The sequence below is a fragment of the Alteromonas sp. C1M14 genome (genome assembly GCF_018860965.1).
GTDB lineage: Bacteria > Pseudomonadota > Gammaproteobacteria > Enterobacterales > Alteromonadaceae > Alteromonas.
This window is the reverse complement of record NZ_JAHKQF010000008.1, coordinates 230130-256062: the sequence shown is the minus strand read 5'-3', so window position 1 is coordinate 256062 and position 25933 is coordinate 230130. Positions and strand designations below refer to the sequence as shown.

Sequence of the window (25933 nt, the reverse complement as noted above, 5' to 3'; positions counted from 1 at the left end):
CAGGCTTTACACTTTTTTGAATAAGAAATTTTGCCCCGCATTATGGAACACAACGAACTGTACTATCCCAAAGAGCTTAGCTGGCTGTCTTTTAACGAAAGAGTATTGCAAGAAGCTGCAGATAAAAATAATCCTGCTGTAGAACGTATTCGCTTTCTTGGTATTTATTCAAACAACCTAGATGAGTTTTATCGGGTACGAGCCGCCGACGTAAAACGTCAAATCACCATTGCCCAAGAAAACGGTAGCGAAGAAGAAGCCACCCGCCTAATCGCGTTAATGGAAGAAATTCAAAACAAGGTGGTTCATCTTTCAAACAAGTTTGACGATATTCACAAAGATGTCTTAAAGGCTCTGGCGCGCTACAACATTTTCATTTTGCGAAAAGATGAACTTAACGAGTACCAACGTGTTTGGTTACGTAATCTTTTCGTGAATAAAATTTTACGTCATATCGCCCCTATTCTCATTGATAAAAAAACAGATTTATTAGCTCGCCTAAATGGCACAGCGGTCTATCTTTATGTGGCTTTACGTCGAGAAGGCAAAAACACACGTTATGCGGCGGTGCAAGTTCCCACTGCTGAGACATCGCGGTTTATCGTTATTCCGCCAGAAAAAAGCAGAAAGAAAAAACACATTGTTCTGCTGGATGACGTCATTCAGTTGTGTCTAGAAGAGATTTTCCGTGGTTTTGTCAAATACGACGAACTCGAAGCCTATTCCTTTAAAATGACCCGCGACTCTGAATATTCCATCAATGATGAAATAGACGAAAGCTACATGGACAAAATGTCCGAAAGCATGAAGCAACGATTAATTGCCGAACCGGTTCGCGTCATCCACGATAATGCCATGCCGGATGACATGGTGCAGGATTTACGTAAACGGTTAAAGGTATCGAAACTTGATACCATGCATGCCGCCGGACATTACCGCAACTTCAAAGATTTTATTGGCTTTCCTAACGTGGGCCGTGAATACCTTGAAAACCCCAAATTGCCGGCTATTGATACCCAAACATTCTCTGCCTACAACACCGTTTTTGATGCCATTACCGCCCACGATATTCTGCTGTATTACCCGTATCATCGTTTCCTTCATTTCACTGAATTTGTGCGCCAGGCGGCCTTCGACCCCAGTGTTAAATCCATACGGATAAATATTTACCGCGTGGCCAGTAATTCACGGATCATTAATTCTCTTATCGATGCGGTGGACAACGGTAAAAAAGTTACCGTGGTGGTGGAATTGCGTGCACGATTCGATGAAGAAGCCAATATTGGGTGGTCACGACGTATGACCGATGCTGGTATTCGCGTGGTTCTTGGCGTGCCTACGTTAAAAATACACAGCAAACTGTGCATTGTAACCCGGGAAGAACGAGGTTCCTTGGTTCACTATGCGCATTTTGGTACCGGTAACTTCAATGAAAAAACCGCAAAAATTTATACAGACTTTAGTTTGTTTACCCGCAATCAAGAACTAGCAGAAGAAGGGGTTGGGGTTTTTGATCTTATTCAGTATCCCTATCGCAGATACAAATTTCAGCACTTACAAATCTCACCATTAAATAGCCGTACAAAAATACAGTCCCTTATCCGCCAGGAAATCCAGTATTTAAAAGAAGGGCATAAAGCGCAGATTACATTTAAGATTAATAACTTGGTCGACAAAGAGCTTATTGACGACCTTTATCGCGCCAGTCAGGCTGGTGTTGAAATTCGCGGTATTGTCCGGGGCATGTGTTCGTTAGTACCCGGCCTGCCAGGGATCAGCGATAACATTACCATTATTTCGATTGTCGACCGCTTTTTAGAACACCCTAGAGTGATGGTGTTCGAAGGTGGCGGTAAACGGAAAGTGTATATTTCCTCGGCGGACTGGATGACCCGAAATATGGACAACCGTATTGAAGTGGGTTGCCCCATCTATGATCAGCGATTACAACAACAGATTGTAGATATTATGGAATTACAGTTTAAAGATACATTGAAAGCTAGAATTATTGACAAGGAACAAACCAATCGGTACGTTCTGCGAGGTAATCGTAAAAAGCTTCGCTCTCAGGTAGAAATTTACCACTATCTAAAAAGTCTCGAAGATTAAGTAGACCCATTTAATGAGCCCAACTGAAACTGTTTTTAATGCTGTTGAAAGCCGAGATATCACCAAGGTCGCTGCCTTAGATATTGGCTCTAATAGCTTTCACCTTGTTGTTGCCCGCCTTAACGCGGGCTCAGTTCAAATCCTTCACCGCTTAAAAGAAAAAGTACGTCTGGCTGCCGGCCTTAGCGAAGACAACGTCTTAAGTGATGAAGCCATTGAACGAGGGCTGAAGATGTTGGGCTTGGTAGCAGAAAGTCTGCGCGGGTTCGAACCTGATTCTGTGCGCATTGTGGCCACGCATACCCTGCGTAAGGCCGTGAATGCCCGTGACTTCATTAACGCGGCCCGAGAAGTACTGCCTTATCCCATCGAAATTATCTCGGGAGTGGAAGAGGCTCGTCTTATCTATCAGGGCGTAGCCCACACAAATCACAGTGATGGCCGACGTCTGGTGGCTGATATTGGCGGCGGCTCAACGGAATTTGTTATTGGTGAAGGGTTCGGCCCTCTGGTTTGTCGTTCGTTGCAAATGGGCTGTGTCAGTTATACAAAGCGCTTCTTTGCTCAAGGTGAATTAAAACCTAAGGCCTTTAACCGCGCCATTACCGCTGCTAAGCAAGAATTAGAAATGATCGAAAGCCATTACAAGCGTCTAGGATGGACACAATGTATCGGCACATCCGGTACCATTAAAACCTTGTTTAATCTTGCACAGCGAGATAAGAAAAATGGTCATGTTGAGCCGGTCACCTTAAAAAGCTTACGTAACTTGGCCAAGACCTTCATTGAAGCCGGTCATGTAGATAACCTAACAATGCCAGAAATCAGTGATGATCGCAGAGGCGTCATTGCTGGAGGCTTGGCCATACTCATTGGTATTTTTGAAGCAATGGATATTGATGGCCTGATATATTCACCGGCCGCCCTCAGAGAGGGAGTGCTTTATCAAATGAAAGACGAGATGAAGCATTCTGATATTCGCGAGCGCACGGCTAAGAGCTTAGCAACCCGTTACGACGTGGATACCATCCAAGCCAATATTGTCCTTACCACGTCGCTGAATTTGTTTGACCAAGCTTGTAAAGGTTGGAAGTTTAAAAGTCGGGATTTTCGCGCCATGCTAGGTTGGGCGGCATTGCTTCATGAGGTGGGATTGCAAATCAATTCGCGGGGGGTGCAGCGCCATTCTGCGTATATTTTGGCAAACGTCGACATGCCTGGCTTTACCCAAGAGCAACAAGAGCTTCTTTCTACCTTAGTGCGCTTTCATCGAAAAAAGATAAAAGTACACGAAATGCCTGAATTTCAGATGTATGAGACGGCATCAGTAAAGCGATTGATCGCCATCATGAGATTAGGCGCATTGCTCAATATTAAGCGCCAAGAAGCCTTTTTACCCACGATCCAAGTCACGGCAGCAAAGCAAAAACTGACCTTGATGTTCCCACAAAACTGGTTAGAAGGTAGGCCGATTTTATCCGCCGATCTGCAGCAAGAAAAACATTATTGGAAAGCCTTGGGCTTGGAACTTGATATCACCGAATGTTAAGCCTGAACCCGTTTGACCTGATCCCTTCCTGACGCTTTAGCTCGGTACAAAGCTTCATCCGCTTTTCTTATCCCATCAAAAATGCTGTCCCCATCTTCTATGCTCGCTACTCCAAAGGAAGCCGTTAGATGGATGGTGATATCGTTTACCTTTATTTGTGCATCACGTACGGCCTGACACAAACGATTTGCCAGTGTATTAGCATGCATGAGATCGCAATCAGGCAACAGTGCTAAAAACTCCTCCCCTCCCATACGGATGAGTATATCCCCTTCTCGCAAATTGACTTCTAGCTCGTGAGCAAATTGCTTTAACACCTCATCGCCTGCCGGATGCCCATAGCTATCGTTGACGTATTTAAAGTGGTCAATGTCACAGGCGACTAAAGAAAAAGCTTGTTTATGGCGGCGGCAATGGGCCAAACGTGCCGGCGCTTCCTTATAAAAATAATGACGGTTTTTTGTTCCAGTTAAGGCGTCAACGTAGACTTGGGTAAGTAGTTTGGCAAATAAGGTTTGCATTAAACTTGATACAAAACCAAGCATAAACAATAAGGTAAGCAAAAAAATAACAATAAAAGCAATATAGGGCGTGATAAAAGTGGTGTCAGAAACAAAAACGAAGTAAACCGGCATGCCCAGAATTAAAACCAGTAACGCAGTACTCACCGTAGACAAATTTAACTTATCGCCTGCGGTGTCGTCGGAGGTTTGCGTAATGATAAGTCGCAACGCCAATATAAGGGGAATGGCGCCAGATAAGCAAAGTAGCCAATCTTTTAACCACAGCGGGTTGTCTATGAAAAAAAGCCACACATACACCACGGTACTCATTGAGATGTGCAAGCTAATGATGGCTACCTGAATTTGGCTTAGCGCACAGCCGTAACGACGAAGTAAAGTCATGTAGATCATGTACATGGCCGTTAAGATGCTCGGCATTACCAACACTGCGCCAGTCAATGGATAATTAAGTGCAGGAAGGCATAGCGATAGGTAGCCCACCCAAATACAAAACAGAAAATAGCGGGCAAAACGGGGGGACTGCGCTTTGTAATGATGAGATGGTGTGGGCAGTGTAAAGGAGTAAGCAACACCCACGAGAACCAATAGCCCTAAAACACCGATTAAAAAGTGTATATGGTGGATTGCGCTCACATCTTATTCATCCAAATTAAACGAGCATGACTCATTATGTGATAGCACCGCCTTGATATACTAACAGGCGTTTGCATGTTCACCCCTACTAACCATAGCTAGTACGTAGACAATGTGCCAATCATATGAGCAAATGGCCTCTGATCAGGATCAAAAAAAGGGCAGACTTCAGAAGTCTGCCCTTTTGATATTTGGTCAGATTTTACGATTTTGACGCCTGATAAATAGATTCAATGGCGTTATTTAACGTCTCGTCAAATTCTGCTTGCGACTGTTGCGCTGACACACCTTCAGTTAAAGCACGGGAAAACGATGCAATCATACCGTGGTTTTGCGCCAATTTTGCATTCGCATCATCGCGACTATAACCACCAGATAATGCCACCACCTTAATCACTTTAGGATGGTCAACAAGGGCTTTATAAAAATCGGCTTCGTTGGGTAAAGTGAGCTTAAGCATCACTTCTTGCCCTTCTTCCAGCGCATCAAGTTGCGCTATGATTTCAGCTTGCAACAAGGCTTCTGCTGCCGCTTTTTCTGGGCTATTAATATCAACTTCAGGTTCGATTATGGGAACTAAACCCGCGGCAATAATTTGTTTGCCAACTTCGAATTGCTGAGCCACTACGGCTTTAATCCCTTCCTCGTTAGCCAGCTTAACCACAGAGCGCATTTTGGTACCAAATACGTCCTGTGCTACGGCTTTAGACAATAATGCATCTAGTCCTGCAATGGGTTTCATAACTTGCACGCCGTTTGCTTCTTCGGCCAAGCCTTTATCCACTTTTAAGAAAGGCACAACCTGCTTTTTTTCCCACAAGTAATGGGCAGACGACATACCTTCGATATCTCTGTCTAGGGTATTTTCAAATAAAATCGCCCCTAACACACGCTCCCCGTTGAATACGTCACTGGTGACGATTCGGGTACGCATCGCATGCACCATATCGAACATTTCTTCGTCGTTACTGTAAGCAGATTCGTCAACACCATAAAGTTTCAACGCTTTAGGAGTACTACCACCACTTTGATCGAGGGCAGCAATAAATCCGGTTTGCGTTTTAATTTTATCCAGCATAGCTAACTGAGCTTGTGATGCCATGAGCAACACTCCTTTTTGCGTACTGCCTATCGGCAGATTGTAGGGTTTATCGTTATGCAGGCGAACGTCACTGTTCGCCAGTCATGCATTTTTATATCAGCACGTTTTTTTATTGATTTTTTTCTTCTAAAACGGCCACAGCAGGTAATGTCTTACCTTCCAAAAACTCCAAAAACGCGCCGCCGCCTGTGGAGATATAGGATATCTTATCAGCGATTTCATATTTATCTACCGCAGCGAGGGTGTCACCACCACCGGCAATAGAAAAAGCGTTACTCTCTGCAATAGCCTGAGCGAGGGCTTTGGTACCACCAGCAAATTGGTCAAATTCAAAAACCCCAACTGGGCCGTTCCAAACAATGGTTCCCGCATTTTTTAGAATATCTTCTAGGGCAGCAGAAGAGTCTGGCCCTATATCAAACACCATATCTTCATCGGTGATCTGATCAACCGGCTTTAATGTGGCCGTGGCCGATTCAGAAAATTCGGTGCCCACCACCACATCGGTAGGTACTGGGATATCACCGCCATTGTCTTGGGCTTGTTGAATAAGCGTTTTTGCCTCATCCACCAAATCCATTTCCACCAACGACTTACCCACACCATAGCCTTGTGCAGCAATAAAGGTATTGGCAATGCCGCCACCCACAATCAACTGATCCACTTTCTCTGCCAGGGTTTTAAGTACCGTCAGCTTCGTCGACACTTTAGAGCCGCCCACAATGGCTACCATGGGGCGTTTAGGGTTATCCAGCGCTTTGCCTAAGGCATCAAGTTCTGCTGCCAGCAAAGGGCCTGCACAGGCTTTAGGCGCAAATTTAGCCACGCCGTGGGTGGACGCTTGTGCCCGATGTGCGGTACCAAAGGCATCCATCACGAAAAGATCGCACAAGCCGGCGTATTGTTTCGCCAGACTTTCTTCGTCTTTCTTCTCACCTTTGTTAAAGCGTACGTTTTCAAGGATCACCAGTTGACCAGGTGTTACCTCTACGCCATCTAGATAATCTTTAACTAATGAGACCGGCACATCCAACGCCTCATTGAGGTAATCCACAACCGGTTGCAACGAGAATGCGTCGTCGTATTCCCCTTCGGTAGGACGACCTAGGTGTGACATCACCATGACTGCAGCCCCTGCATCTAACGCGGCTTTAATTGTAGGAATGGATGCTTTAATACGGGCATCAGAGCTCACTTTGCCCTCTTTCACCGGCACGTTAAGATCCTGACGGATCAAAACACGTTGTCCGTTCAACGTGAAATCCTGCATGCTTGGAATTGCCATAATTTTCCCTTAGTAACTTAGTTTTACTCAACACCCCGTCTGGTACATAGCCAGCGTGGTATCAATCATTCGGTTTGCAAATCCCCATTCGTTATCACACCACACCAAGGTTTTAACCAGTCGACGGTGACTCACCCGAGTTTGTGTGCCATCAACAATACATGAATGAGGATCATGGTTAAAATCCACCGACACCAACGGTGCTTCACTGTATCCTAAAATGCCGGCCAAACGCCCTTCACGGGCTTTTTTAAGGGCATTGTTGACCTCCACTATGCTCACGCCTGTCGCGAGAGTCACACTGAGATCCATGGCGGTCACATTTACCGTGGGTACCCGAACCGCTATGGCTTCGAATTTACCGGCAAACTTTGGCAAAATACGCTCAATACCTGCGGCTAAGCGTGTATCCACGGGAATAATAGACTGACTGGCCGCGCGGGCGCGCCGGAGATCTTTATTGTAGGCGTCGATTACCTGTTGATCATGCATAGAGGCATGAATGGTGGTAATGGTGCCGCTTTCAACACCAAAGGCATTATCCAGCGCCTGAATTACAGGCACGATACAATTGGTGGTACAAGAACCATTAGAAACAATACGGTGTTCGGGGAGTAACGATTCTTCGTTGGTACCAAAGATGATGGTTGTATCTAGATCGGTACTGCCCGGTTGAGAAAACAGTACCTTTCCTGCACCCGCGTCAAGGTGTGCCTGACCGGCTGACCGATCAGAAAAAACGCCGGTACATTCCAGTACAATATCCACCCCTAAGGATTGCCAGGGCAGATGACTAATATCAGCTTCAGCCAACAAGCGGATGCTATCACCCGCCACCGTTAGTTGCTGCTCTTGTAAGGCCACATCAAAATCGAAACGACCATGGGTCGAATCGTACTTTAACAGATGGGCTATGCCTTCTGGTTGAGCCAAATCATTTATCGCAACAACCTTAATTAATTGATTGCGCCCTGTTTCATACAGAGCGCGAAGGACGTTACGACCAATCCGGCCAAAACCATTTATGGCAACTCGGACCATAAAAACCGCCTATAGACCCATTATTTTAATGACAACGCCGTCTCTACAACCGCTTCGGTAGTAATACCAAAGTGTTTGAATAGCTCAGCGGCTGGACCGGATTCACCAAAGGTTTCCATGCCAACAACAGCGCCACCTAAGCCTACGTATTTATACCAAGAATCTTTCGCTAACGCTTCTACCGCAACCCGTTTGGTTACCGTTGACGGTAATACAGATTCCCGATACGCCGCATCTTGACGATCAAAGACATCGGTACAAGGCATAGACACGACTCGAGCCTGCACACCTTTGTCAGCCAACGCTTCCGCCGCGGCCACAGCCAGCTGTACTTCTGAGCCCGTCGCGATAAGGATCATATCCGGCGTACCCGCGGTGTCTTTAAGGATATAACCGCCTTTGGCAATATCACTAACCTGCTGGTCAGTACGCCCTTGTTGGGGTAATCCCTGACGTGTGAAGATTAACGTGGTCGGACCATCTTTTCGCAAAATTGCCGCTTTCCAAGCCACAGCAGATTCAACTTGGTCACAGGGTCGCCAGTTGTCAAGGTTAGGCGTTGCCCGCAATGCCACCACTTGTTCTACAGGTTGGTGTGTTGGACCATCTTCACCAAGACCGATAGAGTCATGGGTATAAACGAAAATAGCGGGCGCTTTCATTAATGCGGCCATACGTACGGCGTTACGTGCATATTCCATAAACATAAGGAAGGTTGCGCCATACGCTTTAAAGCCGCCGTGCAACACGATGCCATTCATCATGGCTGACATGCCAAATTCACGTACACCGTAGTATATGTAATTACCCGACGCGTCTTTGGCATCCACTCCTTTAGAGCCAGACCAAATTGTCAGGTTTGAACCCGCTAAATCTGCCGAGCCACCTAATAATTCAGGTAAAAGCGGGCCATAAGCATTCAATGCATTTTGCGATGCTTTACGGGTTGCAGGACCTTCTGGATTGGCTTGTAACTGGGCAATATAAGCATCCGCTTTAGCAACAAAATCGGCAGGTACATCACCGCCAATACGACGACTAAACTCTTTCGCCAGTTCTGGGTAGGCTTTTTCGTAGGCTTGGAACGCTTCGTTCCAGCTCGCTTCTTTGGCTGCACCGGCATCTTTCGCATTCCACTCGGCGTAGATATCTTCAGGAATATCAAACGCACCATGAGTCCAGCCTAAGGCTTCACGGGTTGCAGCTATCTCATCATCACCAAGTGGAGCACCATGACAAGACTCTGTACCTTGTTTATTAGGTGAACCAAAGCCGATAATGGTTTTACAACAAATCAACGTCGGTTGTGTGGTATTTTCTCGCGCGGCATCGACTGCCTTACGAATTTGGTCTGCATCATGGCCATCAACACCATCAATAACCTGCCATCCGTAAGATTCAAAGCGCTTCACCGTATCGTCGGTAAACCAGCCCTCAACCTCACCGTCAATAGAAATGCCGTTGTCATCATAAAATGCAACTAACTTTCCTAAACCAAGGGTACCGGCCAGTGAACAAACTTCATGGGAGATCCCTTCCATTAAACATCCATCACCTAAAAACGTATAGGTGTAATGGTCGACAATACTGTGGTCGTCTTTATTAAATTGAGCGGCCAGCACTTTTTCGGCTAATGCCATGCCCACGGCATTACTGATGCCTTGGCCTAACGGCCCTGTAGTTGTCTCAACGCCTGGCGCATAGCCGTATTCTGGGTGACCAGGGGTTTTAGAATGTAATTGGCGGAAGTTTTTAAGTTCTTCTAACGGTAAATCGTAGCCTGTGAGATGCAGCAGCGAATAAAGCAACATAGATCCGTGACCATTGGAAAGAACAAAACGGTCGCGGTTTGCCCAATTGGGATTTTCAGGGTTATGTGAAAGGTAATCACACCATAAAACCTGTGCAATATCAGCCATTCCCATTGGCGCACCAGGGTGGCCAGATTTTGCTTGTTGAACAGCATCCATACTTAATGCTCGGATAGCATTAGCGAGTTCACGACGGGTGGGCATGCTAACTCCTTCTTAAATTTGCATGTAACTTTAGTGTAGACAACCCGGAGAACGCCCCGGTGACGGATAGGATTTCCTGCTGTCGACTATGATTTTTCGAACTGACGACTATTCTTACCTAAGCGTATACCCAGTTCAACGTGTTTTATACGGTCTGGTGTTATTCAATACCGTAATATTGTGTTAATTCGATATTATCTCATTAACGCAGACTTTAAACTGTCAACAAAACGCTACAGATAGACTTTTAGACGTCCAGAAGTAAAGATGGTATTCTTACATTTGTACGTTACAATATAAACTACTTTGGTAATCCAAAAACAACGGAGGACTTATGGCCGCTCATCTATTTACATCCGAATCTGTTTCTGAAGGGCATCCGGATAAAATTGCCGACCAGATTTCAGATGCGGTGCTTGACGCCATATTAGAGCAAGATCCTAAAGCCAGGGTTGCCTGCGAAACCTATGTTAAAACAGGCATGGTATTGGTAGGTGGTGAAATTACCACTACGGCTTGGGTAGATATCGAAGAGTTAACCCGTGAAACTGTAAAAGAAATTGGCTACACCCATTCTGATGTGGGTTTTGACGCGGGTTCTTGTGCCGTACTCAATGCCATCGGAAAACAGTCGCCTGACATCAACCAAGGCGTGGATCGGGCACGGGCTGAAGAACAAGGTGCTGGCGATCAGGGATTAATGTTCGGATACGCCAGTGATGAAACCGACGTTTTAATGCCGGCTCCCATTACCTATTCCCATCGTTTAGTACAAAAACAGGCTGAAGTTAGAAAATCTGGCAAGCTCGACTTTTTGCGTCCAGATGCTAAAAGCCAAGTTACTTTTGTCTACGAAGACAATAAGCCAGTGGGCATTGATGCTGTGGTGTTGTCAACACAACACGATGAAACCATCAGTACTGAGGCCCTTCGTGAAGCGGTTATGGAAGAAGTCATTAAGCCGGTTCTGCCTTCAGAATGGCTTACTGCCCAAACCCAATTTCATATTAACCCCACCGGCCGCTTTGTTATTGGCGGACCAATGGGCGACTGTGGCTTAACCGGGCGAAAAATAATCGTGGATACCTATGGCGGCATGGCCCGTCATGGTGGTGGCGCATTTTCTGGTAAAGATCCCTCAAAAGTTGACCGTTCAGCAGCTTATGCTGGCCGTTACGTGGCAAAAAATATTGTCGCCGCAGGTCTGGCTAAACGGTGTGAAATACAAATCTCCTATGCCATTGGCGTAGCAGAGCCTACATCCATCAGCATTGAAACCTTTGGTACTGGTGTCGTGGATGAAAAAACACTGGTGGCGCTGGTAAGAGAACATTTTGATTTACGTCCTTACGGCTTGATTAAGATGCTCGATTTGGAGCGCCCTATTTATCGTGCTACTGCGGCTTATGGCCATTTCGGTCGTGAAGAATTCCCGTGGGAAGCCACTAATAAAGCAGAGGCATTAAAAGCCTCAGTTTAATAGCCAAACAAAAAAGCACCGGCAATTTTGCCGGTGCTTTTTTTTATTTAAACTATACTGAAACCTGACAGACTCTTCCTCATCATTCTACTAATAGGCGCTATAAGCCCAATTACATTCACTGTCGCTAGTCGTTTACAACGTGTGTCGCCCATTTAATGGCTATTCCTCTGGGCAACAAACACACCTGTTTTAATATCAACAATGACCAAACGTACCACTGAGCACCCAACCACACACATAAGGTTCTCAACATGAAAGATTATTGGCCAATTGGGTTATTATTAATAGTTAGTGCGGTGACCTTTGCCGAGCCCAACACCGAACCATCAGATGTGAATACGCGGTTTGTCGCATCGCCGTACCAATCAGAAATCACTTACCAAAGTTCACGTATTGCCACCTGGCAGTTTGGCGTACGTTACAACACAGAACGTCCCTTTACACCTCAATGGTTATACAATTTGAATGACACCAATCAGTATAACTCAGTGCAGTTTTTTGCCAGTCGGCGTGTGATACAAAACCAGTCACACCGTATTTATGCCGCCTTACAAACCAGTACAGATAATCCCTTAACCTATGCAGATTGGATTTACCTACCCCACAAGGTCGGCTCTGCGGCAAGTGTTGGCTGGCAAATGGGTGATCTACGTTCGGTGACCATGGCCTTAGAATATGAATACCGAGAAGTAGAAAATAAAAATATAAATTCACTGCTTTTAGGTGTGGAATATTATTTTTAACGGGCAAATGGTAACTTTGCACCCGCTGCAGTGGAAATAAAGGTTTGTTGAATTAATTCGGCATCCACACTCGCCCGATGACGAGACCCGCTTTGTTGGGCTAACAGCTGGGTTTTAACCTCATGCCAAGTTTGCATTTGAGACTCACTTAAGATGTATTCTAAGGCACTTAATTTAAATGTCATGGCAACACCCGCCGCCGCATATAGTTTTATCAACCATGGGTAATCTACCACCCATCCATCTGAATACACGGTTTGATCATTAAGGAATACATTAAGATCATGGCAAACCGATGCACCTTGTACACCATGCTCATGCAATGTTTGCCGAGTTAAGCCATGTAAAAGTTCGGCTTCTTTATCCCAATGCGTCCACCATTTATAGGGTTGAATTAAGCGACAAAAACGAGCGCCGTCGTGGCGTTTAACACCCACTTCAATAGGAAAGCTGGCGCTGCCAAATCCACTGGCTTCAATATCAAGGATGGTAGGGGGACTTTTCAAACGCACCGGCACAAACTTCTTTAACAGACATACCTTAAAGCTACGAGGGTATGACCAACTTCGCAAGTTTTTATTTATTCGGCTTTCCCATCCTTTGTCTAATTGCGCAACAATTTAACAGGACTATCATTGCGTATGATCTCTATCACCGGAAATTTCCGTCCAACTATGCGATTTTTATTTCTCTGCCTAATCGGTGTGTGCGCTTTACTAAGCGGTCAATTTGATAGCCTAGCTGCACCTGTTAACTTTGACCAACCAGTCGTGGTAGCCCTAGATGCAGATTTAAGCGCTGTGGCTGCAGAAGGCGGTGAGGCTCTGCGTAGAGGCATTGAAATCGCACTGGCTGAAATTAACGCACAAGGCGGCTTGCTAGGACGAAAGGTGATCCTGACGGTGTCTGACCATCGAGGAAACCCTGCTAGGGGGGCTAAGCACGTGGAAGCGTTAGCAGAAAATAATAACCTACTGGCCATTTTCGGCGGTGCCCACACACCGGTAATACTAGCCCAACTTCCCTTACTCCATCGACACAATATATTAATGATGGATCCGTGGGCTGCAGGCACATCGGTGACGCAAAACGGCTACCTACCTAACAACATTTTTCGTGTGTCTTTTAATGATAAGCAAGTATGTCAGGAGCTTATTGGTAGCGCTAAAAAACAAGGCATTAAACGGGTGGCCCTGGTATTAGAAAGAACGGCCTGGGGCCGCTCTAATTACCAATCCCTAGTGGAACATGCGCAACAAAATGACATTAATATTGTTTCAACCCAATGGATAAATTGGCGCCAGAAACAGTTTGCTACAGAAATTAACCATATTGAACAAAAGCAAGCACAAGGCATTATTTTGGTGGCCAATGCCCCCGAGTCAGTGGTGGTAAGTAATGCGGTTTTAAACACACAAAATCCGACCTTACCCATCTTATCTCATAACGGATTGGCGGGCGGTAACTTTGCGCGTGAACTTGGCATGGAAAAGTTACGTCAGCTCAACATTACTGTTATCCAAAGTTTCCACTTTCTTCGCCAGCGCAACCCGGCCTCTTTACGCCTACTTAAGGGGTATCAGGATCTTTATGGTCCAATAGATAAAACTGCCATTCCAGCGGTGGTGGGCCTAGCCCATGCTTATGACGCAATGCATTTACTCGCAGCGGCAGTAAAACAGAGCCACAGCTTAGAGACCGACGCTGTACGTCAAGCTCTTGAAAACCTCAATCCAGTGCAAGGTGCTGTCAAAAATTATGCGCCGCCATTTACTACCAACAACCATGAAGCATTTGCAGTTGATGATTACTTTATGACCTCGTTTAACAATGACGGCTATCTTGTGCCGTTAGCTCATAAGTGATCTTAACGTGAACACACGCCCTACTTTATACCAACAATTACAACGTCACATCGTTCCACGATTGTTGATATCGCTGTTTATAGTAGGTGCCCTGCTTTGCTCTACCATTTTTTACTTTGCGCAAAAGCAAATTACCTCTGAACAACAAAAGTTTACCGAATACTTAAAAGCGGACTTACAATATAGTTTAGAGAATACACAGCAACTTATGCAGGGTATTGCCAGTAATGATCTATTGATAAATAGCTTCATCGATGTGCAACAGCGGAAAAATTACCTGCCAGTGTTTTTCCAATCATTGAAATTTACGCGTACCGAACAGTTTAGCTTAGGCCTGTTTCAATTTGACGGAACCCCTATTATTAGTAAAAACTGGCAAGGGGTAGTGCCTGAAACGTTTTCCCATGCTTGGCAATACACCACGTTGCAGCGAACCGAACCTTACCGCCAGGTAACCAATGAAGGCGTATTAATTGCCGTCCCTGTGATTATCGCCAATCAAGCAGAAGGGGCACTGGTGTTGTTCTTGCCTTCCATGCAAGATTTTATTAATACTCGCGACAACGACGCGTTTCAGTTTATTGTGTCAAACAGCGACACCATTTTGTACTCCAGCCATCCAGATAAGTTTGCTCCAGGCAGTACTTATGTGCATCACGACTTCATGGGATGGGTAACCAAGCGGCAGTCGTGGTTAGGCCTATCGCTAGTAAGTCAGGCGCCGCTTTTTCGTGCCTTCAATAATGTGTTATGGCTTATTCCCGCTATTTTAATGACTTTAGGTTCGGCCATCTTGGTGAGTATTTATACGTCGAACCAAGCGGCGCGTTTAAGTGCCAGTACATTACAATCCTTGCACGATGCAATACGCCGCAGCACGACCAAAAAAACGGCCACTTCCAGCGATGCTCCCGCCAATGAACCCCAAGAGCTATTTGCTATTCGTGCTGATTTTGACAGCTTGATTCAAAACCTCATGTCCATGTCGCTGTCTAACAAGCAATTTGCCAATGTCATTGATTCTTTAGAAGAAGTGCTTGTGGTGGTAGACGAAAATAACAATAAACTCATGATAAATCGTACCTTTTCTGAATATGCCACAGAATTTGAAATTACTGACAGTGAGTTACTTTCGATAAGGACCAAACTGGAATCGGGGATTGATCACCTTGAACGTCATTACCTCGCTAAACCCATCGCCCTACCCATTACTATTCGATGGACAATGTTGCCGTTAACCGATGATACCCGCAAGCAATTGGGCACCATCTTAGTGGGGAACGATACCACACAGAAAAAATCGCTAGAAAACCGCATTAACGTAATTAGTCATGCGATGAAATCAGCCACCGTGGCTCTGCTTATTGCCGATGCTCAAGCGGACGGTTACCCTGCCATCTACGTTAATCCACACTTTACAACGGTGACCGGTTACGCTGAAAACAGGGTACTTGGGCAACCCAATCTTTTTCTACAAGGAATGAAAACACCGGAAGATAAACTGGTTGAAGTGAATGCAGCACTTAGTTCGGGCTCTCCTTTTACCGATACGATTTTGTGTTACCGACAAAATAATGTGCCTTTTTATAATCAAGTTATCCTTACACCGGTGTTTACCGATAAAATACTCACCCACTTTGTTGTATTCTTTCAAGATGTCACCGAGCAAGAGCAAACCCAGCAGTTTTTAGAAGATGCCAAACAGCGGGCAGAAGAGTCTGCGCGGCTTAAATCTGGCTTCCTCGCTAGCATGAGCCATGAAGTTCGTACTCCCTTACACGGCGTGTCTGGGGCACTACAGCTTGTAAACAAAACAGCCATGACCAAAGAGCAATTACGCTATGTAAACTTAGCCAAAGACAGCTTGCGAAATTTACAGCATATTGTTGATGATATTTTGGATTTTTCGAAAATCGAAGCCGGTCAACTTGGTATGGAGAAAATAGCCTACGATCTTCCTCTCCTAATACAAACTATTTACGAGCAAAACTCCATAACATGCCAGCAAAAGGGGCTTTCGCTGCTACTCGAAACTAACTTCCAGCCTCACACCCTGGTTATCGGTGACCCAGTTCGTTTACGGCAAATTCTTGGCAACTTGCTAAGCAACGCCGTTAAGTTTACTGAAAAGGGCACAATTACCATGAAAATGACCTTATTGCGTTCACGTAACAGCAACTGGATCCTGAAAGGATCCGTAGAAGATACGGGCATTGGTATCGGCGCTGAAAACCTCGACTCTATTTTTGAAGTATTTAGACAAGAAGATATTTCGACCACTCGTCGTTTTGGGGGCACAGGCTTAGGTTTATCAATCAGCCGGCAATTATGTCGATTACTTGGCGGTGATCTTTCTGCTGCTAGCGAAAAAGGAAAAGGCAGCCAGTTTATATTCACCATGACCCTTGGCCATATGAATGCGATGGCAAGTACTAGCCAAGAAGTTGACCAGCCCAATCCCCAGTACCGGCCCATTAGCACAGCCAAAGTGCTCATTGTTGAAGATAATGAGATCAACCAACTCATTGCTCGGGAACACTTAAGTCAACACAAAACCATGACCACCCGCCATGGCAAAGAAGCCTTAGAAGCTTTAAATAGAATGAAACTTACCTTCGACATGATTCTTATGGATTGTCACATGCCGGAGATGGACGGGTTTGAGACCACAAAACGCATCAGAAATGGCGAAGCGGGTGATAAATACAAGCATGTACCCATCATTGCATTAACCGCAAATGCCATGAAAGGCGACCGGGAACAGTGTTACTGTGCCGGCATGGATGATTACATCAGTAAACCTTTTACCGCCAAAGAATTGTTGGATACTGTTGCAAAGTACATGCATTAACCATTCTCTCTAACCACAATCGATTAAACCGGTGTTAAAAAGTTAGACACCTCTACTGTACAAACTATTTTGCTATGTTTGTCCCCCCTAATTGAGCATCCTTTAGGCTGCTGAAACCTGCAAGCTGTGTGTTGGTTTTTAGGTCGATGTTCAACCATCCGCAGAAGGGAAATGAAAAGCATATGGACAATGACGGGAGTGACATCCTGTTGCCATAGCAATATCTGAGTACTGACTTAACAAATCATATCGCGGTTATTTCCTAAAAATGGTTATAGGAAGAAATAATCACTGAGAGTGATGCTGATACACACCGGATAAGATACACTAACAAAAACGGGGTGTCGTTCAAAGATACCAAAAATGCCATACCGCTATACAATGAAGTTGGAAAAGGATATGTCACTCTCTAAGGACCTTCTCGCGCTCTGTCAGCAGCCTTTACATGGTATCAATTTATCTACAGCTACAACCCCCTGTGAAGCGCTTCCTTATGGGATTACAGTTCAAAGCCATAGCATAGCTAAATTAGACGATCGATATAAAATCTGGTCATTGGTAGATGCCGGAGAGCGATATACTTCCACCATTAACTTGTTTCGCCAAACGGATAAATTACAGTTATCCGTGGACTGTGAGGGCGCAGGTATATTCGAGTTTGAACAAAACAATCTAACCATAGATTGGCAAACCGGTGGAACCGGACCCGCCCATTACTTGCAGACCTTAGGGATTTCTCTGTACTTAGAACTGCAACAAAAAATATGTCTGCATGCCAATACGCTGTTGAAAAATGATCAGGCCTATTTATTTCTTGCCCCCAGTCGCACGGGTAAATCAACCTTAACAAGCGCAATGGCAACCCGTGGATATCAGCTCATTACCGATGACATGGCGGCTATTTATCCCCTCTTTGAGGGTTACGGTGTTTACCCAAGTTGGCCTAAAGTACGTTTGTGGCCAGATAGCGCTAAATACTTAGCAAAACAGTTAGCTGCCACACAGCCAGTAAAGAAAAAGGTCCATGCCCGTTTTGCCAAAGAGGAAATCCATGTAGCGCCTACTGACGCGCATATTCCCCACCCAATAAAAGGCCTTTATTTATTAAATAGAGACGAAGAATATCACGGCCCGGTAAAGTTACGCCGTTTACCGCCAAGCCACGGTGTTATTTATTTATTACAAAACAGTATGTTAGGCGATGCGTACAAGGCGTTAGGGATAGATAAGACACGGATGATAGCCATTGCAAAGCTATTACAAACCGTCAGCTTCTATGAAGTAACCTATGGTAGCGGATTAGCCCATCTCGAAGATGTTACCCAACAACTAGACCAGCTTCTTACCACGGCTTAACTGTCTTTTACCAAAAAAAAGCAAAAAAAAGCCAGTCTAGCGACTGGCTTTTATATGAGTGCGCATTAACCTTGGAAAGGGTTACGCTTAGTTTGACCACCTTGTTCGTCAGGAATACTTCCTGCGAAACCTTCGGTCAATTCAGCCAATGTACCTACTTTTTGTAGTTCAGGCTTGGTGTAAGTTTGTTTGCTTTCAACAGCAACATTCTTAGCAGATTTCATAATTAAGATCCTTATGCCTTTTTACGGCGGTTGAAACCCATAAAGCCTAAAGTAGCAGCGAAGATACCCAGTGTTGCTGGAGCAGGAACTGAGATGTCTGTATCAGCTAAAAACTGGAAAGAACCAGCGGTGTCTAACAATAAACCGCTATCACCAGTAAGCGTCAAACCACCAAACAATTCATCTTCGATGTTCATGTCAAAGGTGCCTAATACATCTAAATCACTAGCAACGAACTCACGTCCTGCATCAGAACCATTCGCGCTTGCATCACCTTCTTCAGTATCAAAGACAACATCACCAGCCCATGCATCGATGTAAACAGATTCGATACCAGACGCAGTACCATCATAGGTAAACGTCCAAGCACCTAATACTGACGTCGCGCCAGGAGGGTTGTCAGAGATAGAGTCACCTTGTTGGACAAGAGACCAAGAAGAACCTGTAACACCACCGATGTAGCCTTCCAGATATGCAACTGAGTCGTCCATCAAAATTGATGACCATGACACGGTTTCTGTAGTCGTGTCAGAGAATGTAACAGTCACTTCCATGCCTGTCATATCTGCGCCAGTTACGGTAGAGATATAGTCTGCAGAAGCTTGACTGCTTAACAGCAGGGCTGCTGCCCCGAATAAAGCCGACTTTTTCATTCCAATTTCCTTGTGAGTTTAAAAACTACGTGGGTGAATTATTTTTGTACAACAAAACAAAGCAATGTTTATACCATTAAAATAAAAACCTTTAATATCATAGAGATAAAATTACAAAGTATGAAAATTTAATGAAAACAGTTGGAATTACATTAGATCTGTAAAAAAACCGGACAGATCTTTTTGTCACAATAAGTTAGATCATATGAAATGACCCGACTTTGCACATTCCCACTAATCTAATATCAATGTTTTTCTGTGCTTTATCAATAATTATTTTTAAATTTTAACTATTTACAGAATTTTCACCGTAACAGCGCTTTTATTTCCTTACGTAAACTGCGCATAATAATGGTGCAATTCACTTTCAAACGGACCTTTGTGAAACCTTTTATTTTTCTGTGTGGTAATGATGAATCGGCGCTAAACGCGGCCCGAAGCCGGGTAGCCGCCTATACAGACTTCTGTTTTACTACGTGGGAAACGGGAATCGGCCTCATAGAAGGGAAAACTCCCCTCGTGCCTAATAATGTCGATAAATTGACAGATTCCAGCTTTGTTGAGCAAACCGGTCCCTTTTACGCCATTGACGACAATAAAGAGGTATTTTTTGGCTCAGATCCTTTAGGTCTACAACCTCTCTACTATCGTGCTGTAAATGGCGTACTGGCAGTCAGTAATCAGACTAAGTTGCTTTTTACCGCCTTATCAATCAGCCCCGAACTTAGTGATACCGCATTATCAGGTTGGTTAGCCGGACAACCGGTTCCCGATTTGTCTGTCTACAGCAACATTACGGTTTTACCCGCTGCACATGTATTGCATTGTTCAGCCAAGAATATTTGCCATTATCCTTACTGGGACATCGATCCCCACAACAGGCTTCATTTTGATCATGATCGTGATTACGGCGCTTACTTTCGCTCATTGCTGCGTGATGTGGTGGCCGAACAAATAGACGATACGTCTATCTTAGGTTGTCAAATGAGTGGAGGCATGGACTCGACCTCGGTGACTGCGTTAGCGACAGCCCTAACCAAAGAAAGCAATCGCCGGTGCTATGCCATTTCTCACTACTATCTTCACGATCCTGGTTCTGATGAGCGACAGTTAATTAATGACATGCGTCGTCATCTTAATCTTCAAGATTTTCATTTTCAAAATGTCGACGATGCCCAATATCGAGATTTTTTAGCCCTGTATCCTGCCCATTATGATCATCCAGGTATTGTGCTTTCTCCCCGCTATCATGATGAACTAGCAGACCTACAGCAATTGGGGATCACTACCTTACTAACAGGAAATGGCGGTGATGAGATGTGTTGGGGACACGCCAGCGCCTATACCCAACGGCTTTTAGCCGGCGAGACGTCGGTGATTGCTGAGGTCTATAAAGCATGCCGTGCCACAAACATGTCTTTTGCTAAGGTGGCTAAACACCTTTTTATTAAGCCTCTTGTTCCGCAAACTCTAATAAACTTGGCGAAACGCCTAAAAGGACACAATAAAGGGCCTATTCCGTTACCCGAATGGTTAACGCCGCAAGGTCAGTCGCTGGCTCAAGCGTCGTATGATTTCCATAATCCGTTTGATGCCAAACGACAACCCATGCACCACGCTCGCTACTTTGCATTGAAAACCACCACCACATTTAATTCTGTACGCTCATACGATGCGGTTGCGTCGAACTACGACATACAGGTTAAACATCCGTTTTTTCATCGTCGGATTGCTGAATGCTCTTTCGCCCTTCCCCCTAAACAACTTATTCAAGGGCCTTATCCTAAATTTATTTTGCGTAATGCCATGACGGGCTTGCTGCCAGACAGTGTCTGTTGGCGAAAAACCAAAACCACCTTTGATCATCACTTTGCTAATTTAGTTCGAGAAAACGCCAGTTCCTTACGAGAATGTCTTAGCCATCCTTACCTTGCTGATCGGGGATTATTAGATACAAAAAAGGTGTTAAAAGCGTTTGATAGTGCGGTAAGTAATCAGCAAGGAGGCATACACGTAGATTTACTGTTTGTTATTCTTACCCAGCGTTGGCTGCAACGCTTTCACGTATAAGTAGGGTTACTGTACAAACGCCGATAGTACTGAAGTATCGCCTTTTTTTGTATGTAGCTCTGTATAGGTATCGATGACCTCTGGGCCATCATTTAGCAGTTTATCGTCGAGAGTAAGCCAGCAATGAGCTTGTGTTTTTGTCCCTGCACGGCGTACTCCAAAATGGAGTTGCGGCGAGATCCCTTGTCGCTGCATGATGTCCATGGTCACCATACAACGGCGTAGACAGTTCATGTGTCGAATATGGTGGCGGCCTGCTTTTTCTATAACGCTGATAAGTCCATCAGGAACAGGTTTAGGGGCAACTTCACTGACTGAAAATACGCGGTGTTGCCACTTCTTATAAGATTGATGGCGAATACGCCAATCCCATAGTAAAAATTTTATCCAGGCGTAAATAAACCACTTTTTCTGCTCGCCAGTTAAGGCAAAAAAGGACGACAGCATAAAGTTATGAATTTGTCACTTCTTCAACCAGCCCTTGGAGCAGGAGCTGCTTGATTAATGCATGATAATCGTCACGGACTTCACTTTCAGAAACATCAAATGTGGCCGTCATCGCGGCGACGACTTCTTCGTCGGTTTTTCCCTGTTCCAGCAAGGCAATCATTTGTGTACCCACACCGTTGACCGTGAAATATTCTCCGCCAGTGGGTTCGAGGATCACCATTTCATCGACAACCGTTTGTGCCAGTACGTCGTCTTTTAATTTATACATAGTCATTGTAAATCCTTACGTTCTCTCAACGAGTTGATGTTTATCTAGCATAAATACTCTGTCTGCCACATCTGCCAACGTGGGATCATGAGAAATCATAAGCACGGTATAATGTTTAAATAACGTATCAAATTCATCCTTAAATTGATTTCGCCCCACTTCATCGAGCATAGAGGTGGGCTCATCAAACAGCAATATCTTAGGTGCCTTCAATAAAGCCCTAGCTAGCGCAATACGTTGGCGTTGACCGCCAGAGAGCCTAACACCGCCTTCACCCACTAACGTTGCCATGCCCGCCGGTAGAGAAGACACAATATCAAGCAAACCGGCTCGTGCACAAACCTCGTTAAGGTAGCTTGATGAAGGTTTTGCTGCAACGCCGTAGGTTATGTTATCGAGTATCGTGCCGTTACAAAGCACCACATCTTGGGGCACATGACCTATACAATCACGCACGGAGGCTGTGGTAACACAAGAGATATCTTGTTGGTCGATAAAAATAGCACCAGATTGCGGGCGATGAAAACGCATTAATAGGTGCAATAAGGTGGATTTACCCGCCCCATTTTCACCAACAATAAGTACCGTTTGCCCCGCTTTAATATTACACGATACCTGGTTTAATACGGTCCCGCCGGTCTGATAACTGAAAGAGACATTTTCAACGGTGATTTCACCTTTTTGAGCACGAAGGGGCGTTAACCCGTTATCAGACGGTTCGCGCTCACTGCCGTGGACGTGTAGCAGACGTCCCATGGCGCCAGTCATCTGCATGGTTTGCCCATATAAACCGGCCAGCGCGCTAACCGGACGGGTAAAGATCATACCGTATAGCAACAAGCTGACAATATCTGGGACGGCTATCTTTCCGGCTTCAAACTGAATCAGACAGACCCCAATAATGGCAATAATACACACCGAAGTCAGAAACTGAATTAAGGGAGACAACAACGCCTGGTAACGAAATTGTCGCGTTCTTAACGACAACACTTCACCGGTACGATGGGCGTATCGAGCTGACTCGGTTTTTTCTCTATTAAAGGTTTTTATCAGGGCAATGGTGCTGATGTTTTCACTGGCTATTGCCAGCGTATCGGCTTGCTTTTGCACGATTTGTTTCGCTAACGGATGAATTTGGCGACCGACAAACTTAGATACCAGATACACAATAGGAATTAGTGTCATAATCATAAACGCCACAAGGGGTTCGATCATGTACATCATAAAAATACTGCCTAACAATATCAGTATATTGGGCAGCAGCGTGGTTAAAACGGCCGTCACGTAGAAGCTAACCGTGCCAAGATCATGGGTTAACAGAGATAACACATCCCCTTTGTTGGTATGCTGGAAATACCGTAAAGGCAATATTTGGATATGATCATAGAGGCGACAACTTAAGTTTGCCACTAAACGGGCACCAAGCACGTTTAGCCTATATGTCGACATGAATTTAAGCAGGCTTTGCACGCCAAACAAGGCGCACCAAATTAGCAGATAGAAGCTCAGGGTTTTGGGCGAGGCAAAATCGTTGTCCACCAACGCCGCCGATTGCTCTCCTATTAGATAAGGAATAGCCAAACTGACGGCGGTTTCCAGAAACAAAATCACAAAAATGACAACAAAACTGGCCCGATAGTTTCGGAAAATATTCTTACCAAAGTACAGGCTACGACGCCACATATCTGCCATTTTGCTTCACGTATTCCAGTAGGGTGGACAACGGTTCTCCCGCCACGATATTGGGACTAGTAGACGTTTTTGCCCACAAAACCTTTAAAGAAAGTGAAGATAACAATTTTTACATCAAGCCACAAAGACCAATTGCGAATGTATTCGAGATCATACTGAACCCGCATTTGCATTTTTTCCACCGTGTCGGTTTCACCACGCCATCCGTTAACTTGCGCCCAACCGGTAATGCCAGGCTTAATACGGTGACGCAACATGTAATACTTCACTGTTTTACGATACATCTCGTTGTGAGCCACGGCATGTGGACGAGGGCCCACTACAGACATGGTACCTTGCAATACATTAATAAACTGGGGAAGTTCATCTAAAGACGTTCTGCGTAAAAAGGCCCCTAACTTGGTGATCCGCGCATCCCCTTTTGTGGCTTGGGTAACCGTATCCCCGTCTTCCGTGACCGTCATGGAACGAAATTTCCACACCTTAATTTTCTTACCATCAACCCCATAGCGGTTTTGTTTAAAAATAACCGGGCCTTTAGATGTTAGTTTAACGGCAATGGCAATCAGTAGCATAGGAATAGCAATTACGGTCAGGATGGCACAAGCAAGAATAATATCTTCCGCCCGTTTGATGGCCGTCATTGCGCCACGCATAGGGGTATCGAAAACACTGATGGTTTGCATATTACCAATATTACACAAACGAGAATGCACCATGTTGTACATAAAAAAGTTGGGGACAAAATGCACTTCTGCATTGGTATCGCCCAACTCATGTAACACTTGCTCAATACGTCGATTCGCCGTCATCGGCAATGTAATAAAAATTTGATCTAGCTTACCTGCATGCACGGCGGCCACAGCATCTTTTAAGTTCCCTTGAATGGTAACGCCATCGGGAACAGCTAGGCGGTCCACATCCCGGTCATCAAATACGCCGCCAATACGTAGCCCTATATGACGGTTAAGTTTGAGTTCTTTAATTAATTCCACTGCATTTTCGTTCATGCCGATAATACCCACCGAACGACTGTTAAATCCTTTGCGGCGAATATTGTACAAAAATGCACGCATGGCGAGTCGCCACGTACATAGAAATAACGGTGCAATGGTTATCCAGCCAGCCATCACTACCCGAGAGTAATCTTCCGATGTCTTGGTCAAAAACAGATAACTCAATACAACAACAACACTGACAAACCAGCTTAACGCAGTATAGAAAATGAGTTCTTTGGTGGTACCTGAACGCCAAGAGCGATACAACCAAAACAATTCTGCTGAAAGCAGGTAGGTAGTACTGCCGATTAACCCTAGCAAATGATAGTGCACAGACATATCTACTGAATAAGCAGCGCCCACCGCTAGAAGTGATACCTGGATGATTAGAAAATCAATAAAGCGATAAACGATCGCAAATTGATTGACATTATTTCTTACGAAACCGTTTCCCATAAATGCCGTCCTTGATGACAAGTTAATAACTGAATGCTGCAGATATACAAAATGCGTGTTGAAAAAATATGTCACTTACCATCTTTAACATATACAAAATATCAGTAAGCAATAAATCAGCCAAAACTTAAATAATATTAAAAAATGATTCTTGTGATGCTTTAGGAAGGACGTACTAACAGACTACGCCAGATTTACTACTATTTTATTATGTTGTGAAGTGTAGCGCACTTTCCTAACTTTATCGTTCTCTTTGATGAGGAAAGGTCGAATTACTGATTATCTTTTTTATACTTTCGTCGAATGTAAAAAAAACTGACATTTAGCCCTTTACACTGGATTTAAATTACATTTTTGTAACCTTTATCGTTTTTCTATTACACACATCATCCCCCAAGAGGCCCGTCCAGTAGAATAAATCGGTCACAAACTGGCTGTTATTTAAACACCTAAGCCATCATGACCTACCTTTGATCCTATAGCACCATCATGATGCAAGTGTAAAAATAACTGACAATCACTACCCCAATTATGCATTTTTTTAACATTTGCTGAATTGTTGCTCT

At 44.7% G+C, this 25933-nt stretch carries 20 protein-coding genes; 8 read left to right on the top strand and 12 right to left on the bottom strand.

All coding sequences use genetic code 11. The annotated features are described in order from the left end of the window. The first annotated feature begins 42 nt into the window (after positions 1 to 42). Together ppk1 and ppx are read left to right on the top strand one after the other, a co-directional pair. A complete protein-coding gene (ppk1, locus tag KO501_RS05825; RefSeq protein WP_216028707.1) occupies positions 43 to 2109 on the top strand; it encodes a polyphosphate kinase 1 in 2067 nt (688 codons plus the stop codon). 13 nt (positions 2110 to 2122) lie between these two features. Further along, positions 2123 to 3658 carry an exopolyphosphatase gene (gene ppx / locus KO501_RS05820; protein WP_216028706.1) on the top strand — a complete coding sequence of 512 codons (1536 nt, stop codon included), beginning with the start codon at positions 2123 to 2125 and terminating at the stop codon, positions 3656 to 3658. Here ppx and KO501_RS18550 read toward each other — a convergent pair. The 5 genes from KO501_RS18550 to tkt form a co-directional block, all read right to left on the bottom strand. After that, positions 3655 to 4815, bottom strand: coding sequence for a GGDEF domain-containing protein (locus KO501_RS18550; protein WP_216028705.1), 1161 nt, complete (start codon positions 4813 to 4815; stop codon positions 3655 to 3657). The two genes, ppx and KO501_RS18550, sit on opposite strands and share 4 nt — an antisense overlap. Before the next feature lie 202 nt (positions 4816 to 5017). Next, a complete protein-coding gene (locus KO501_RS05810; RefSeq protein ID WP_216028704.1) occupies positions 5018 to 5917 on the bottom strand; it encodes a fructose bisphosphate aldolase in 900 nt (299 codons plus the stop codon). A gap of 109 nt (positions 5918 to 6026) precedes the next feature. Continuing rightward, positions 6027 to 7202, bottom strand: coding sequence for a phosphoglycerate kinase (locus KO501_RS05805; RefSeq protein ID WP_216028703.1), 1176 nt, complete (start codon positions 7200 to 7202; stop codon positions 6027 to 6029). A gap of 27 nt (positions 7203 to 7229) precedes the next feature. Then, the gene (epd, locus tag KO501_RS05800) at positions 7230 to 8243 is read right to left on the bottom strand and encodes an erythrose-4-phosphate dehydrogenase (RefSeq protein WP_216028702.1); all 1014 of its coding nucleotides are present in this window, start codon (positions 8241 to 8243) and stop codon (positions 7230 to 7232) included. A gap of 20 nt (positions 8244 to 8263) precedes the next feature. Further along, positions 8264 to 10258 carry a transketolase gene (gene tkt / locus KO501_RS05795; protein WP_216028701.1) on the bottom strand — a complete coding sequence of 665 codons (1995 nt, stop codon included), beginning with the start codon at positions 10256 to 10258 and terminating at the stop codon, positions 8264 to 8266. Between the two features lie 334 nt (positions 10259 to 10592). Here tkt and metK point away from each other — a divergent pair, with 334 nt between their 5' ends. Together metK and KO501_RS05785 are read left to right on the top strand one after the other, a co-directional pair. Continuing rightward, a complete protein-coding gene (metK, locus tag KO501_RS05790) occupies positions 10593 to 11738 on the top strand; it encodes a methionine adenosyltransferase (RefSeq protein ID WP_216028700.1) in 1146 nt (381 codons plus the stop codon). Between the two features lie 254 nt (positions 11739 to 11992). Next, positions 11993 to 12484 carry a hypothetical protein gene (locus KO501_RS05785; RefSeq protein WP_216028699.1) on the top strand — a complete coding sequence of 164 codons (492 nt, stop codon included), beginning with the start codon at positions 11993 to 11995 and terminating at the stop codon, positions 12482 to 12484. Here KO501_RS05785 and KO501_RS05780 read toward each other — a convergent pair. Then, positions 12481 to 12996: a hypothetical protein gene (locus KO501_RS05780; protein ID WP_216028698.1), complete on the bottom strand. Its 516-nt coding sequence runs from the start codon at positions 12994 to 12996 to the stop codon at positions 12481 to 12483. The genes KO501_RS05785 and KO501_RS05780 overlap by 4 nt on opposite strands. 162 nt (positions 12997 to 13158) lie before the next feature. Between KO501_RS05780 and KO501_RS05775 the strand changes: the two genes are divergently transcribed. From KO501_RS05775 to KO501_RS05765, 3 genes are all read left to right on the top strand, one after another. Next, positions 13159 to 14349 (top strand): ABC transporter substrate-binding protein, encoded by a 1191-nt coding sequence (locus KO501_RS05775; protein ID WP_216028697.1) that lies wholly within the window; start codon positions 13159 to 13161, stop codon positions 14347 to 14349. A 7-nt stretch (positions 14350 to 14356) separates the two neighbouring features. Next, positions 14357 to 17200: a hybrid sensor histidine kinase/response regulator gene (locus tag KO501_RS18545; RefSeq protein ID WP_216028696.1), complete on the top strand. Its 2844-nt coding sequence runs from the start codon at positions 14357 to 14359 to the stop codon at positions 17198 to 17200. A 399-nt stretch (positions 17201 to 17599) separates the two neighbouring features. Further along, on the top strand, positions 17600 to 18556 hold the full coding sequence (locus KO501_RS05765; RefSeq protein WP_216028695.1) for a hypothetical protein: 957 nt from the start codon (positions 17600 to 17602) through the stop codon (positions 18554 to 18556). Positions 18557 to 18621: 65 nt separating this feature from the next. Here KO501_RS05765 and KO501_RS05760 read toward each other — a convergent pair whose 3' ends face one another. Together KO501_RS05760 and KO501_RS05755 are read right to left on the bottom strand one after the other, a co-directional pair. Then, positions 18622 to 18780, bottom strand: coding sequence for a lasso RiPP family leader peptide-containing protein (locus KO501_RS05760; protein WP_216028694.1), 159 nt, complete (start codon positions 18778 to 18780; stop codon positions 18622 to 18624). An 11-nt stretch (positions 18781 to 18791) separates the two neighbouring features. Next, the gene (locus tag KO501_RS05755) at positions 18792 to 19433 is read right to left on the bottom strand and encodes a PEP-CTERM sorting domain-containing protein (RefSeq protein WP_216028693.1); all 642 of its coding nucleotides are present in this window, start codon (positions 19431 to 19433) and stop codon (positions 18792 to 18794) included. A 381-nt stretch (positions 19434 to 19814) separates the two neighbouring features. On the opposite strand from KO501_RS05755, the gene KO501_RS05750 reads away from it, so the two are divergent. Further along, a complete protein-coding gene (locus KO501_RS05750) occupies positions 19815 to 21503 on the top strand; it encodes an asparagine synthase-related protein (RefSeq protein WP_216028692.1) in 1689 nt (562 codons plus the stop codon). Positions 21504 to 21509: 6 nt separating this feature from the next. Here the strand turns inward: KO501_RS05750 and KO501_RS05745 are convergent, their stop codons facing one another. Genes KO501_RS05745 through KO501_RS05730 form a run of 4 tightly spaced genes read right to left on the bottom strand, consistent with a single transcriptional unit; the run spans position 21510 to position 25367 of the window. Next, positions 21510 to 21950, bottom strand: a complete 441-nt coding sequence (locus tag KO501_RS05745; protein ID WP_216028691.1) for a lasso peptide biosynthesis B2 protein — start codon at positions 21948 to 21950, stop codon at positions 21510 to 21512. A gap of 4 nt (positions 21951 to 21954) precedes the next feature. Continuing rightward, on the bottom strand, positions 21955 to 22227 hold the full coding sequence (locus KO501_RS05740; RefSeq protein WP_216028690.1) for a PqqD family protein: 273 nt from the start codon (positions 22225 to 22227) through the stop codon (positions 21955 to 21957). Positions 22228 to 22236: 9 nt separating this feature from the next. Beyond that, positions 22237 to 23913 carry an ABC transporter ATP-binding protein gene (locus KO501_RS05735; RefSeq protein WP_216028689.1) on the bottom strand — a complete coding sequence of 559 codons (1677 nt, stop codon included), beginning with the start codon at positions 23911 to 23913 and terminating at the stop codon, positions 22237 to 22239. 56 nt (positions 23914 to 23969) lie between these two features. Beyond that, the gene (locus tag KO501_RS05730) at positions 23970 to 25367 is read right to left on the bottom strand and encodes an undecaprenyl-phosphate glucose phosphotransferase (RefSeq protein ID WP_216028688.1); all 1398 of its coding nucleotides are present in this window, start codon (positions 25365 to 25367) and stop codon (positions 23970 to 23972) included. Between the last annotated feature and the right edge of the window lie 566 nt (positions 25368 to 25933).

Bases quoted from the DNA above. Each gene is read 5' to 3' on its own strand.
- ppk1 (WP_216028707.1), top strand. From the start codon at position 43: ATGGAACACAACGAACTGTACTATCCCAAAGAGCTTAGCTGGCTGTCT.
- ppx (WP_216028706.1), top strand. From the start codon at position 2,123: ATGAGCCCAACTGAAACTGTTTTTAATGCTGTTGAAAGCCGAGATATC.
- KO501_RS05810 (WP_216028704.1), bottom strand. From the start codon at position 5,917: ATGGCATCACAAGCTCAGTTAGCTATGCTGGATAAAATTAAAACGCAA.
- KO501_RS05805 (WP_216028703.1), bottom strand. From the start codon at position 7,202: ATGGCAATTCCAAGCATGCAGGATTTCACGTTGAACGGACAACGTGTT.
- epd (WP_216028702.1), bottom strand. From the start codon at position 8,243: ATGGTCCGAGTTGCCATAAATGGTTTTGGCCGGATTGGTCGTAACGTC.
- tkt (WP_216028701.1), bottom strand. From the start codon at position 10,258: ATGCCCACCCGTCGTGAACTCGCTAATGCTATCCGAGCATTAAGTATG.
- metK (WP_216028700.1), top strand. From the start codon at position 10,593: ATGGCCGCTCATCTATTTACATCCGAATCTGTTTCTGAAGGGCATCCG.
- KO501_RS05785 (WP_216028699.1), top strand. From the start codon at position 11,993: ATGAAAGATTATTGGCCAATTGGGTTATTATTAATAGTTAGTGCGGTG.
- KO501_RS05775 (WP_216028697.1), top strand. From the start codon at position 13,159: ATGCGATTTTTATTTCTCTGCCTAATCGGTGTGTGCGCTTTACTAAGC.
- KO501_RS05765 (WP_216028695.1), top strand. From the start codon at position 17,600: ATGTCACTCTCTAAGGACCTTCTCGCGCTCTGTCAGCAGCCTTTACAT.
- KO501_RS05760 (WP_216028694.1), bottom strand. From the start codon at position 18,780: ATGAAATCTGCTAAGAATGTTGCTGTTGAAAGCAAACAAACTTACACC.
- KO501_RS05755 (WP_216028693.1), bottom strand. From the start codon at position 19,433: ATGAAAAAGTCGGCTTTATTCGGGGCAGCAGCCCTGCTGTTAAGCAGT.
- KO501_RS05745 (WP_216028691.1), bottom strand. From the start codon at position 21,950: ATGCTGTCGTCCTTTTTTGCCTTAACTGGCGAGCAGAAAAAGTGGTTT.
- KO501_RS05740 (WP_216028690.1), bottom strand. From the start codon at position 22,227: ATGACTATGTATAAATTAAAAGACGACGTACTGGCACAAACGGTTGTC.
- KO501_RS05735 (WP_216028689.1), bottom strand. From the start codon at position 23,913: ATGGCAGATATGTGGCGTCGTAGCCTGTACTTTGGTAAGAATATTTTC.
- KO501_RS05730 (WP_216028688.1), bottom strand. From the start codon at position 25,367: ATGGGAAACGGTTTCGTAAGAAATAATGTCAATCAATTTGCGATCGTT.